Source organism: Polymorphospora sp. NPDC050346, assembly GCF_040655695.1.
Lineage (GTDB): Bacteria > Actinomycetota > Actinomycetes > Mycobacteriales > Micromonosporaceae > Polymorphospora > Polymorphospora lycopeni.
The window spans coordinates 1-12,747 of the sequence record NZ_JBFAKM010000075.1 but is presented as its reverse complement, the minus strand read 5'-3'; the positions used below and the strand labels follow the sequence as shown (position 1 = coordinate 12,747).

Below are 12,747 nucleotides of genomic sequence, written 5' to 3'. Positions count from 1 at the left end.
CCGACAGCGCCACGATCGCGACGAACAGCACGTAGCTGGCCGCCGCCGCGTAGCCGTAGTTGCCGAACCCGAACTGGTTGTAGATGTGGTAGGAGCCGTTGTCGTCCCCCGCGCGGGCCGCGTCGAAACCGGTTTCCGGTGCGCGGATCGTCACCCCCGCTTCCACTCGCCGGCCGGCGCCCGGTGCTGCACACTGGCGCCGTGGACCGGCGAACTGAAGCGGTACGTTCCGCGGTGGTGGTCAACCCGGCCAAGGTCACCGACCTGGGCGAACTGCGTGCCACCGTCGACGGCGCGCTGGCGCGGGCCGGCTGGGCCGAGCCGATGTGGCTGGAGACCACCGTCGACGACCCCGGCGAGGGCCAGACCCGCCACGCCGTCGAGGCCGGCGTCGAGGTCGTCTTCGCCTGTGGCGGCGACGGCACCGTGATGTCCTGCGTCGCCGGGCTCGTCGGCACCGAGGTGGCCCTGGCCATCCTGCCGGCCGGCACCGGCAACCTGCTCGCCGCCAACCTGGGCCTGTCGACCGACCTCGCCGCCGGCATCGAGGTCGCCGTCGAGCGCGGCCTGCGCCAGCTCGACGTCGGCCGGCTCGGCGACCGCTACTTCGTGGTGATGGCCGGCATGGGCTTCGACGCGAAGATGCTCGCCGCCACCTCGGAGAAGACCAAGGCCCGCATCGGCTGGCCGGCGTACGTCGTCGGCGCGGTCCGGCATCTGCGGGACCGCCCGATGCGGGTGCAGATCCGCGTCGACGACCGGCCCCCGGTACGGACCCGGGCCCGCACCGTACTGGTCGCCAACGTCGGCCGGCTCCAGGGCGGTGTCACCCTGCTGCCGAACGCCGAACCCGACGACGGCCTGCTCGACGTCGCCGTGCTGACCCCGCGCACCATCCGGCACTGGCTCGCGATGGGCTGGGCACTGGTCCGCCGCCGGGGCCGGGTGCCCAGGATGCAGGTCTACCGCGGCCGGCAGGTGTCGATCACCAGCAACCGCGAGCAGCCCCGCGAACTCGACGGCGACCTCATCGAACCCGGCCGCGCCCTCGAGGCCACCGTCCGGCCGGCGGCGCTGTGGCTGTGCGTACCCCGCCCGGAGGACGCCCCCGACCTGACCGTCGACGCCGACGCCGCCGGCGAGCGCGGCGAGAAACTCGTCGAACGGGCCCAGGACCGGCGGTGAGCAGCACCCGGCTCGTACCCGAGACGCGGTGCATGGCCGACGAGGAACTGTCGGCCGACGACGCCTGGCACACGCTGCGCCGGCACGGCGGCTGGCACCTGCTGCGCGACGCGTTCATCCGGTTCCGCTACGGCGACGGGTTCAGCCACTCCCGCGCCCTGGCCCTGCAACTGTGCCTGGCCGTGGTGCCGTTCCTGATCGCCCTCGCCGGCCTGATCACCGACCTCGGCGTCGAGTCCGGGGGGCAGGTCGTCGCCGACACGGTGACCGCGCTGACCCCGGGTGCCAGTGTCGAGATGGTCCGCGAGCTGCTCACCGACGACGACCGCACCGAGGACGTCGGCGAGGTCGCCCTCACCCTGGGCATGTTCACCGGCCTGTTCGCCCTCACCACCGCGATGGCGCAGATCGAACGCGGCGCCAACCGGATCTACGGCGTCGAACGCGACCGGCCGGCGCTGCGCAAGTACGTCCGCGCCGCCACCCTCGCCGTCGGCGCCGGCCTGCCCGCCCTGGCCGGCTTCCTGGTCCTGGTCGCCGGCCGCGCTTTCGGCGACTCGGTGCAGCGCCACTACGCCTGGGGCGAACTCGCGAACACGGTCTGGAACGTGGTCCGCTGGCCGCTGAGCCTGGTGCTGATCGTCGTCGCCGTCGCGGCCCTGTTCCGGTACGCGCCGCGCCGCCGCCAGCCCGGCCTGTCCTGGCTGTTCTTCGGCGCCGGCCTCGCCACCGCCCTGTGGTGGCTGGCCAGCGCCCTGCTCGGCGTCTACGTGCGGGTCAGTGACGCGTTCGGTCAGACGTACGGCGCCCTGACCGGCATGATGGCGCTGCTGCTGTGGGCCAACCTGACCGGGATCGCGCTGTTCCTCGGCCTGTCGTTCGCCGCCCAACTGGAGGCGCTGCGGGTCGGCTCCCCGGACCCGGCCCACCCCGACCGCTGGGAACCCGACCGCGACCAGCCCGACCGCGACCAGCCTGACCGCGACCAGCCCGACCGTGATCGGCCTGACCGTGATCGGCCTGACCGTGATCGGCCTGACCGCGATCGGCCTGACCGCGATCGGCCCGACCGCGATCGGCCCGACCGTGATCGGCCGGACGGGCAGCGGCCGGTCGGGACGACCACCCCTTAGGCGCACGTCGATGTGCTTCCGGTGTACCGGGCGGCCCGATCGGGTATCGGGCTGCCAGGCATCCCAGGGAGGTAGGCGTGGGCACCGAACTCGAACGGACCAGGCGGGTCCCGTTACGGCCGCTGGAACACTTCGCCGGTCGCAGCCTCGCCGGACTGCTCCTCGTCGTCGGCTGCGGACTCGGGTTCGGGTTGCTGCTGATGCTGGTCCGGGTCGGGTTCGGGCCGCTGTACGACCTCGACCACGGCACCGCCGCCGAACTCAACCGGGTCATCTCCGAGCAGGGGCCGCTGGTCACCGTACTGCGGGCGATCACCGACCTCGGCGGCCGGCCGATCATGCTCTGGCTGGTCTCGGTGGCCGTCGTCGGCCTGCTCATCCGCCGCCAGCCCCGGCTGGCGATCTACCTGGTGGTCGCCGGTGCCGGCGCACTGTTCCTCGACCCGGCCCTGAAACTGCTCGTCGGCCGGCTGCGCCCCGCCGTCGAGGTGACGCTCGCCGGCTCGGCCGGCAACAGCTTCCCCAGTGGACACGCGCTCGGCTCCATCGTCGCGTACGGCGCGCTGCTGCTGGTCTTCCTGCCCGCGCTGGCGCCGCGCTGGCGCCGGCCGGCGATCGCGGTCGTGGCCACCGTCGTCTTCCTGATCGGGTTCACCCGCGTCGCGCTGGGCGTGCACTTCGTCAGCGACGTGATCGCCGGCTGGCTGCTCGGGCTGGCCTGGCTCGGCGTCACCGCGTACGCCTTCCGGTTGTGGCGCCTGGAGGTCGGCCAGCGGGTGCCGCACCTGATCGAGGGCCTCGAACCCGAGGCGGCACACGAGATCGCCCCCGCCCCCGACGAGGAGAAGATCCTGCCGAAGGCCCGACTGGGCATCGCCGAGATCATCACCGGCTGGGTGCTGGTCTTCGGCGTCCTGTTCGCGTTCGGGATGCTGGTCAGCTACTACGCCGACGACACCTTCGTCGACCGGATCGACACCGCCGTCCCGCAGTGGTTCGCCGACCACCGCACCCCGGCACTCGACGACTTCAGCCACTGGTGGAGCAAGGCCGGCGACACCCACGCCATCCTGCTCGTCTCGCTGGTCTTCTGCCCGCTGGTGCTCGCCGCCTGGCGGCGCTGGCGGCCGGTGGTCTTCGTGGCCCTGACCATGTTCGGCGAACTGACCCTCTTCCTCGCCACCGCCCGCGCCGTCGACCGGCCCCGGCCGCCGGTGGAGAACCTCGACGGCCCGATGCCGACGGCGTCGTTCCCGTCCGGCCACATCGCCGCGACCATGTGCCTGTGGGTCGCCATCGCCGTGCTGCTCTGGCCGCGTACGGGCCGGGTGCTGCGCTGGCTCGCGGTGGCCGCCGCCGTGATCATGCCGGTCGGGGTCGCGGTGTCGCGGATGTACCGGGGCATGCACCACCCGAGCGACTTCGTCGGCGCGATGCTGCTGACCGGGCTGTGGATCGGGCTGCTCTACTGGGTGGTCCGCCCCAACGCCGACGTGCACGCCGGCAACGAGCCGGCGACCCTGCCCGACGACGACACCGTCTCCGCCGAACTGGAGACCGCCGGCAGCCGCTAGCGCGGCGCGGGTCGGGGGACCCGGGCCGGGCCGGCGTGCGACGGTGGAAGCATGGCCGTGCGGGCGATGACCTACAACATCAAAACCGGCGGGTACGACGGCGCCGACCAGTCCCGGCTCGCCGGGGTCGCGGCCGTCGTCGACCGGATACGTCCCGACCTGCTCGCCCTGCAGGAACTGCGCGGCTTCGACCGGCGCCGGCTCGCCGGGCTGGCCGAGAGCTGGGGGATGACCGGGCACCTGGCCCGGTCGGTGTCCGGCCAGCCGGTCGCGGTCCTGGTCCGCCCGCCGGCCCGGATCGTGGCGGCCGGCTCGGTGCACCGGCCGTTCCACCACGCTGCCGCCCGGGTCACCGTCGCCACCGACCGCGGCCCGCTGACCGTGCTCGGCACCCACCTCCAGCCGTACTCCGGCGGGTGGCGGCTGCGTGAGGCCGGCTGGCTCACCGCGCCGGCCCGGCCCCGGCGGGGGACCGGTGGGGTCCCGATGGTGCTGCTGATGGGCGACCTCAACTCGCTCGACCCGTGGACCGACCACCGGGAGCGGATCGAGCGCCTGCCGCCGGCGTACCGGGGGCGGCACCTGACCCGTGGCGCGGTCGACACCCGGGCGGTCGCCGCGCTCGACCGGGCCGGGTTCGTCGACCTCTTCCGCCGGGCCGGGACGGGCGAGGTGACGCACACGGCGCCGACGACGCGCGGTGGTGGCGCCGAGTTCTCCGGCATGCGGCTGGACTACATCCTCGGTACGGCACCGGTCGCGGCGCTGGCCCGCGACTGCCGGGTGGTCACCGGCGGCGACACCGAATGGGCGTCGGACCACTATCCCGTGATCGCCGACCTCGATCTGTCCCCGGTCGGCTGACTGCCCAACCGCTGCACCGGCCCCGTCCTCCGGCCCGCCCCGACGCCGGATACCACTGTCACGCCCCACAGAGGCGAATTTGCCTGTGCGTACGCCGACTTCGCTGTGGACCACAACACCTTGGGGTCCTTCCTCGGCAAACCGCCAGAGGCACCCGTGATCGTCTGCTGCCCAGCAGTTCGACACGCCGTACGGACAACAGCGGAACAACTAACGATCACCACGCGCCGCCGCACTGGTACGGCCTGACTATCGTGCTGACGTGACCCGCCGCCGCAGCCCCCGCCCGCCCGTCCGGGCCACCCCCGACCCGGAGGTACCCGCCTGGATCCGGTGGCCGGTCCGGCTGCTCGCGCTGGTGTTCGTCGTACCCGTGCGGCTGGGCTGGGCGGCGCTGGTCGCGTTCGGCCGGTTCGTGCTCAGCCCGGTCGGCCGGTTCCTCTACCGCTACCTGCTGCGCCCGCTCGGCTGGTTCCTCGACCGGGTCGTCTGGCGCCCGCTGTGCTGGCTGTTCGTCAACCTGCTGTGGCGGCCGCTGGGCTGGCTCGGCCACTACCTGCTGGTCGTGCCGCTCCGGTGGCTGTTCCGGGTGTTCCGGCCGGCGCTGCGGGCCGTCGGCCGCGCGCTGCTCGCCGTGGCCCGCTGGCTGGGTCGTGGGCTGCGGTCCGGCTGGCGGGCGGTCCGGCCCGGCGTCGTCCTCGTCGCCGCGGTGCTGTGGGCGGCCCTGGTCTGGGCCTGGCGGGCCGTCGGCGCGGTGCTCGGCTTCCTCTACCGCCTGCTGCTGCGACCGGTCGGGCTCGCGCTGCGCTGGCTGTGGCGGCACACGGTGGTGCCGGTCGCGCGGGCGGTCGGCTGGCTGTGGCGGGTGACCGTCGTCCCGGCCGGCCGCTGGGTGCGCGACACGATCTGGCGGCCGGCCGCCGCCACCGCCCGCGGCGTGCTGGTCGCGCTCGGCCTGCGCCGCCCCGATCCGAGATCGGGGCGCTGACCGGCCCGTCCGCCGGCCGGGCCGACCGGTGTGGCGGTCGGGCGGGACCCCGGTCGCCGGCCGGCGCCTAGAACAGCATGTTGACCAGGACGGTCAGCACGATCGACGCGAGTACCGAGAACAGGATCATCAGCAGGCAGCCCAGCCCGCCGCCGAGCGGGCGGACCTCGACGTTTCCGATCCGCATCACAGCTCCCGCAGTCGCGGCACGAGTTCCCGCTCTGCCCAGTCGAGGAACATCGGCTGGCTCGCCCCGCCGACCTGGACCACCGCCACGTGGGTGAAGCCGGCGTCGACGAACCGCTTGAACGCGGCGACGTGCCGCTCGAGGTCGGGCCCGCACGGGATCGAGGACGCGACGTCCTCTTCCCGGACGAACCGGGTCGCGCTCTCGAACGACTCCGGGCCGGGCAGGTCGGCGTTGACCTTCCAGCCGAGGCCGAACCAGCGGAACTGGTCGTGCACGATCCGGCGGCACTCCTCCTCGTCCGGGCCGTAGCAGATCGCGACCTGCCCGTACCGGGGCTTGCCGGCCCCGCCGGCGTCGTCGAACAGGGCGATGACCTCGGGGTCGGGCTCGGTGGCGATGAGGCCGTCGGCGTACGAGCCGGCGAGTTCGCACGACGCCGGACCGGAGGCGGCCACCGCGATCGGCACCCGGTCCGCCGGCCGGTCCCACAGGTACGCCTCGGGCACGTCGTAGTACTCGCCGGAGTACGACAGCGTCTCGCCGTCGAGCAGCGGCGGGATGATCTGCAACGCCTCCTCGAACATCTCGTGCCGCTGCCGTACGTGCGGCCACGCTCCGACGACGTGCTCGTTGAGGTTCTCGCCGGCGCCGAGCCCGAGGGTGAACCGGCCGTCGGAGAGCACCCCGACGGTCGCCGCCTTCTGCGCCACGACCGCCGGGTGGTAGCGGCGGATCGGGCAGGTTACGAACGACATCAGCTCGATGCGCTGGGTGGCGTGGGCGATCGCGCCCAGCACCGACCAGGCGTAGGGGGAGTGGCCCTGGGACTCCAGCCACGGATAGAAGTGGTCGGAGACGACGGCGTGGTCGAAGCCGGCGTGCTCGCTGCGCACCGCGTAGTCGACGAGTTGCTTCGGCGCGGTCTGTTCGGACATGAGGGTGTAGCCCACGGCGACCATGCGGATCCCTTCCACGGCATTCTTGCCGACCGTGGTAACCGGTCGTGGCCGTGGCAAACCTGCGCGCCGTACCCGGGTTGTCAGATCCGGCGCCGGCGCAGGCCGGGCTCGCGGCGCAGCGTGCGGCGTACGGGCCGGTCCCCGGCCGTGGCGCGGACCGGCCGGTCCGGGGCGGGCGGCGGCGCGGTACGCGGCGCCGGGGTCGGGTCGGGCGGGTTCGTCGTCGTCATGGGCGCAACAACACCTTCACTACTCCGTCCTCCTTCTTCTGGAACATCTCGTAGCCCCTGGGGGCGTCGGCCAGGGGCAGCCGGTGGGTGGCGAAGTTGTCCACGCCGAGCGGGTCGTCGTCGGCGGTGACCAGCGGCATGATGGCGTCGGACCAGCGCCGCACGTTGGCCTGTCCCATCCGCAGCGTCACCTGCTTGTCGAAGAGGGTGAGCAGCGGCAGCGGGTCGGCGGTGCCGCCGTAGTCGCCGATGACCGAGATGGTGCCGCCGCGCCGGACGATGTCGCTGGCCAGGTGCAGGGCGGCGAGCCGGTCCCGGCCGGCGCGGGCCATCAGCCGGGAGCCGATCGAGTCGGGCAGGGTGCCGGACATCCGCTGGGCGACGGTGCCCATCGGGTCGCCGTGCGCCTCCATGCCGACCGCGTCGACGACCGAGTCGGGGCCACGGCCGTCGGTGCGTTCCCGGATGGCGTCGGCGATGCCCTCGTCGTAGTCCTGCAGGTCGAGCACGTCGATGCCGTTGCGGCGGACCCGGTCGACGCGTTCGGGGACCAGGTCGACGCCGATCACCTGGCCGGCCCCGCGGTGCCGGGCGATGCGGGTGCACATGTCGCCGACCGGGCCGAGGCCGAGCACGACGAGGCTGCCGCCGGGCGGTATCGCCGCGTACTCCACCGCCTGCCAGGCGGTCGGGAGGACGTCGGACAGGTAGACGAACCGGTCGTCGGGCGGGCCGTCGGGGACCTTGATCGGGCCGTACTGGGCCTGCGGCACCCGCAGTAGTTCGGCCTGTCCACCCGGGATCTCGCCGTAGAGCTTGGAGAAGCCGAAGAGGGCGGCGCCCATGCCGGTGTTGCGGACCTGGGTGACCTCGCACTGGGTCGGCAGGCCGAGGCCGCACATGTAGCAGTGGCCGCAGGCGATCTGGAACGGGACGACCACCCGGTCGCCGGGGGCGAGGTTGGTGATCTCGTCGCCGACCTCCTCGACCACTCCCATCGGTTCGTGGCCGAGGATGTCGCCCTCGCCCATGAAGGGGCCCATGACCTCGTACAGGTGCAGGTCGGAGCCGCAGATGCCGGTGGAGGTGACCCGGATGATGGCGTCGGTGGGCTGCTGGATCGCGGGGTCGGGCACCGTCTCCACCCGTACGTCGCGCTTGCCGTGCCAGGTGACTGCTCGCATCTGTTTGGCCTCCGGGGCTTCGCGGACGCGACGGCTTACCCGGTGTGCGGTCGGGGTAACGTCGGCGGCCACTTAACCGGTTGACTTGATTGATGTACGTGCCTAGTCTGATGCGAGCCGCAGGGAGCCGGTTGGCAGTTGTCGGGCAGCGACTGCCAGTCCCGACGTCTTCGCCCGCCATGGGCACTTCCTGAGGCAGGTCATGAAAACACGACTAACCGTCGCCGGTGCGACGCTGCTCGCCACCCTCGCCGCCCTGTTCGTCTTCGTGCCGAACGCGCACGCCGCCACCGGCTTCTACGTCAGCGGCGGCAAGATCTACGAGTCCAACGGCAACCAGTTCATCATGCGGGGCGTGAGTCACCCGCACGCCTGGTACACGCACCAGACCAGTTCGTTCGCCAACATCAAGTCGCTGGGTGCCAACACCGTCCGGGTGGTCCTCAGCGGTGGCCGCTGGTCCGCCAACGGGCCGGCCGACGTCGCCAACGTGGTCGCGCTGTGCAAGCAGAACAAGCTCATCTGCGTGCTGGAGAACCACGACACCACCGGGTACGGCGAACAGGCCGGCGCGGTGACCCTGGACCGGGCGGTCGACTACTGGATCAGCCTGCGGGACGTGCTGGCCGGCCAGGAGAAGTACATCATCGTCAACATCGGCAACGAGCCGATCGGCAACAACCCGGTGACGCCGGGCTGGGTGCAGGCGACCTCCAGCGCGATCAACCGGCTGCGTGACGCCGGCTTCGACCACCAGATCATGGTCGACGCCCCGAACTGGGGCCAGGACTGGCAGTTCACCATGCGCGACAACGCGGCGGCGGTCTTCGCCAGCGACCCCGACCGCAACACCGTCTTCTCGGTGCACATGTACGGCGTCTTCGACACCGCCGCCGAGGTCACCGACTACCTGGGCCGGTTCCGGACCGCCGGGCTGCCGATCGTGGTCGGCGAGTTCGGGTTCAACCACTCCGACGGCAACCCCGACGAAGACACGATCATGTCGTACACCACGACCCACGGGATCGGCTACATCGGCTGGTCGTGGAGCGGCAACGGGGGCGGCGTCGAATACCTCGACATGGTGACGAACTTCAACGTCAACGCGCTCACCTCGTGGGGGCAGCGGATCTTCAACGGGGCGAACGGCATCCGGACCACGTCGCGCGAGGCGACCGTCTACGGCGGTGTCCAGCCGACCACGCCGCCGCCGACGACGCAGCCGCCGACGACGCCTCCGCCGACGACGCCTCCGCCCACGACCCCGCCGCCGACCACGCCCCCGCCGACCACCCCACCGCCGGGCGGCAAGAGCTGCACGGCCGCCTACAGCATCGTCGGGCAGTGGCAGGGCGGTTTCCAGGGCGACGTGAAGGTGACCGCCGGTGCGGCGCCGATCGCCGGCTGGACGGTCACCTGGCGGTTCGGCAACGGCCAGTCGGTCAGCCAGTCCTGGAACACCAACCTGACCAGCAGCGGCGCGGCGGTGACCGCCCGCAACGTGGCGTACAACGGCAGCCTGCCCGCCGGTGGCACGGCCAACTTCGGCTTCATCGGCTCCTGGACCGGCACCAACGGCGTACCGGCGGTGACCTGCACCGCGAGCTGAAAGCGGCCGGCCTGAGCATCTGTTACTCATGACGGTTGTCGATCCACTGTACGACGCTGCCAAGGGTTCGGGCGGTGCCGGACAAATCCGGCCCCGCCCGATTCCTGCCGATCCCTGCCGATCCGACGGGAGCGACGTATGGCATCGATCCGTAACCGACCCATGGCCGCAGCGGTCGCCGCGACGCTGGGGCTGGCGGTCGCCGTGGTGGCGGCCCAGCCGGCGGGCGCCGACCCGACCGGCGTCCTGCGCACCCTCGACTGGGAGAACCCGGCCGACCGCACCCTGCCGGCGACACCCCCGGCCGGGTTCTACAAGCAGTTCGTCACCGACCACGGGGCGACCATGGTCACCGCACCGGTCCGCGCGGGCGGGCACGCGGTGCGGTTCGAACTGAACCGCACCGATCCGAGCCCGGCCGCGGGCAGCAGGCGCGCCGAGATCAACCAGCCCGACGCGCAGCCGGCGAACGCCGAGCGCTGGTACGGCTTCAGCATCAACCTCGACCCGACCTGGGCGTACGACACCTCGTCGGAGATCGTCACCCAGTGGCACCAGTGCGACAGCGGCTGCCCCGGTGGATCGCCGCCGCTGGCGCTGCTGACCGGCAAGGGCCGCTGGCAGATCGACTTCCAGGGCGAGTTCATCGACCTCGGGCCGTACCGCACCGGGGGCTGGACCGACTGGGTCTTCCACGTCCGGTGGCGCACCGACGGCGCCGGCCTGCTGGAGGTGTGGCGGGACGGGGTCCAGGTGGTCTCCCGGACCGGTCCGGTGCACGGCGGCGGCCCGAGGTCGCCGTACTTCAAGCTCGGCATCTACAAGTGGGACTGGGCGTTCCCCGACCGGGCCTCCACCGTCGACCGCCGCGTCATGTTCCACGACGAGGTACGCGTCGGCGACGAACGGGCGACGTACGCCGACGTGGCCCCCGGCGGGCCCGGCGGCTGCGCGGGCGCGGTCCCGGTCGCCGGGGTCTCGGCGAGCACCCACGAGGCGGCGAACCCACCGGCGCAGGCCGTCGACGGCAGCCTCGGCACCCGCTGGTCGGGGCACGGTTTCGGCGCCGCGCTGACCCTCGACCTCGGCACCGCCCGGCGGCTGTGCGGCACCACCGTCGCCTGGCACCGCGGCGACGTGCGGTGGAACGACTACACCGTCTACACCTCCACCGACGGCGTCACCTACACCAAGGCGTGGGAGGGCCGCAGCACCGGCGCGACGACCGCGCCGGAGACGGAGCGTTTCACCCCGCGCGACGCCCGGTTCGTCCGCGTCTCCTGGTGGAACAACGCCGAGGGCAACGGCTGGGGCAGCATCACCGAGGCGGCGGTGCTCGGCTCATGACCCGGACGACCGACACCCCCTGGCCGCGGCGTGGCGCGGCCCGGGCCCGCCCCGGCGTGGCCCGGGCCGGCCGAGGAGCGCTCGCCGGGCTCCTGGTCGCCGCGACGGCACTGGTCGGCGGGGCCGCGACCGCCGCCGACGTACCGTCCGACGTGGTGCCGGCCATCCCCGGCTGCGGCACCGCCGTGCCGGCCACCGCCACCGCCAGCACCCACGAGGCGGCGAACCCACCGCCGCGGGCCGTCGACGGCAGCCTCGGCACCCGCTGGTCGGGCCAGGGATTCGGCGCCGCGCTGACCCTCGATCTGGGCGCCGCCCGCGACCTGTGCGGGGTCAAGGTCGCCTGGCACCGCGGCGACCTGCGGTGGAACGACTTCACCGTCTACACCTCCACCGACGGCACCGCCTTCACCAAGGTGTGGGCCGGCCGCAGCACCGGCACCACCGCCGGGTTCGAGAGTTCCCCGTTCGCGGCCCCGACCGGCGCCCGCTTCGTACGGCTGGCCTGGTGGAACAGTGCCGAGGGCAACGGCTGGGCCAGCGTGGCCGAGGTCGCCGCCCTCGTCGCCGACCCCGACCCGGGGCCGGGCGGCGGGCACGTCGTCGTCGCGGCCGGCGACATTGCCACCCGCTGCACCGGCACCTCGTGCGCCCACTGGCGCACGTCGGAACGGGCGCTGGCGATCGACCCGGACGCCGTCCTGGTGCTCGGCGACAACCAGAACAACGACGGCACCATCGAGGAGTACCGGGCGTACTACGAGCCGAGCTGGGGCCGGCTGAAGGACCGGACCCGGCCCACGCCGGGCAACCACGAATACATCCTCGGCGACGGCGCGCGCGGCTACTTCGAGTACTTCGGCGACCTGGCCCGGCCGGCCGGCACCAGCTGGTACAGCTTCGACCTCGGCAACTGGCACATCGTGTCGCTGAACTCGGAGTACGAGCGGTCGGCCGGCGGCCCGCAGGTCGCCTGGCTGCGGGCCGACCTGGCGGCGAACACGAAGCGGTGCGTGCTCGCCTTCTGGCACCGGCCCATGTTCAGCTCCGGCGGCACGCACGGCAACTTCCCCAACATGCGGCCGTTCTGGGACGCGCTGTACGCCGCCGGCGCCGACGTGGTCCTCAACGGGCACGACCACTCGTACGAGCGGTTCGCGCCGCAGACCCCGGACGCGGTCGGGTCGCCGGCGGGGATCCGTGAGTTCGTGGTCGGCACCGGGGGCGCCACCCCGCGCGAGTTCGGCACCGTACGGGCCAACAGCGAGGTGCGGCTGCGGGTCAACGGCGTACTCAGGCTGGACCTGGGGGTCGACAGCTACTCGTGGCAGTTCGTCGACGTCGACGGCGCGGTCCTCGACGCCGGCGGCCCGGTGGGCTGTCACTGATGCCGGCGTGGGGGGGGGGGCCGGCGGGGCACCCCCAGCCGCCGGGCGCGCCCCGCGCGCCCGCCCGCGCCGCCCGAGTGGTGAGGAGAGCGATGC

The 12,747-nt window shown here is 73.0% G+C and carries 11 protein-coding genes; 8 read left to right on the top strand and 3 right to left on the bottom strand.

Going from position 1 to position 12,747, the window contains the following annotated elements:
- The first annotated feature begins 201 nt into the window (after positions 1-201).
- The 5 genes from AB0I42_RS36510 to AB0I42_RS36490 all read left to right on the top strand — a co-directional run bounded on the left by AB0I42_RS36510 (position 202) and on the right by AB0I42_RS36490 (position 5,744).
- Complete coding sequence (locus AB0I42_RS36510; protein WP_357544347.1) at positions 202-1,185, top strand: diacylglycerol kinase family protein; 984 nt, start codon at positions 202-204, stop codon at positions 1,183-1,185.
- Positions 1,182-2,318, top strand: a complete 1,137-nt coding sequence (locus AB0I42_RS36505; RefSeq protein WP_357544346.1) for a YihY/virulence factor BrkB family protein — start codon at positions 1,182-1,184, stop codon at positions 2,316-2,318. Before AB0I42_RS36510 ends, AB0I42_RS36505 begins: the two co-directional genes overlap by 4 nt.
- A gap of 77 nt (positions 2,319-2,395) precedes the next feature.
- Positions 2,396-3,892, top strand: a complete 1,497-nt coding sequence (locus AB0I42_RS36500; RefSeq protein ID WP_357544345.1) for a phosphatase PAP2 family protein — start codon at positions 2,396-2,398, stop codon at positions 3,890-3,892.
- Between the two features lie 51 nt (positions 3,893-3,943).
- Complete coding sequence (locus tag AB0I42_RS36495; RefSeq protein ID WP_357544344.1) at positions 3,944-4,756, top strand: endonuclease/exonuclease/phosphatase family protein; 813 nt, start codon at positions 3,944-3,946, stop codon at positions 4,754-4,756.
- Positions 4,757-5,018: 262 nt separating this feature from the next.
- A complete protein-coding gene (locus tag AB0I42_RS36490) occupies positions 5,019-5,744 on the top strand; it encodes a hypothetical protein (RefSeq protein ID WP_357544343.1) in 726 nt (241 codons plus the stop codon).
- A gap of 186 nt (positions 5,745-5,930) precedes the next feature.
- On the opposite strand, the gene AB0I42_RS36485 is transcribed toward AB0I42_RS36490, so the two are convergent.
- From AB0I42_RS36485 to AB0I42_RS36475, 3 genes are all read right to left on the bottom strand, one after another.
- Positions 5,931-6,893, bottom strand: a complete 963-nt coding sequence (locus AB0I42_RS36485; RefSeq protein WP_357544348.1) for a TIGR03557 family F420-dependent LLM class oxidoreductase — start codon at positions 6,891-6,893, stop codon at positions 5,931-5,933.
- A gap of 80 nt (positions 6,894-6,973) precedes the next feature.
- The gene (locus tag AB0I42_RS36480) at positions 6,974-7,123 is read right to left on the bottom strand and encodes a hypothetical protein (RefSeq protein ID WP_357544342.1); all 150 of its coding nucleotides are present in this window, start codon (positions 7,121-7,123) and stop codon (positions 6,974-6,976) included.
- Positions 7,120-8,307 carry a zinc-dependent alcohol dehydrogenase gene (locus AB0I42_RS36475; protein WP_357544341.1) on the bottom strand — a complete coding sequence of 396 codons (1,188 nt, stop codon included), beginning with the start codon at positions 8,305-8,307 and terminating at the stop codon, positions 7,120-7,122. Before AB0I42_RS36475 ends, AB0I42_RS36480 begins: the two co-directional genes overlap by 4 nt.
- Positions 8,308-8,509: 202 nt before the next feature.
- Between AB0I42_RS36475 and AB0I42_RS36470 the strand changes: the two genes are divergently transcribed.
- From AB0I42_RS36470 to AB0I42_RS36460, 3 genes are all read left to right on the top strand, one after another.
- Positions 8,510-9,916 carry a cellulase family glycosylhydrolase gene (locus AB0I42_RS36470; RefSeq protein WP_357544340.1) on the top strand — a complete coding sequence of 469 codons (1,407 nt, stop codon included), beginning with the start codon at positions 8,510-8,512 and terminating at the stop codon, positions 9,914-9,916.
- 138 nt (positions 9,917-10,054) lie between these two features.
- Positions 10,055-11,263, top strand: a complete 1,209-nt coding sequence (locus tag AB0I42_RS36465) for a heparin lyase I family protein (RefSeq protein WP_357544339.1) — start codon at positions 10,055-10,057, stop codon at positions 11,261-11,263.
- On the top strand, positions 11,260-12,651 hold the full coding sequence (locus AB0I42_RS36460) for a discoidin domain-containing protein (protein ID WP_357544338.1): 1,392 nt from the start codon (positions 11,260-11,262) through the stop codon (positions 12,649-12,651). Before AB0I42_RS36465 ends, AB0I42_RS36460 begins: the two co-directional genes overlap by 4 nt.
- Positions 12,652-12,747 lie beyond the last annotated feature (96 nt).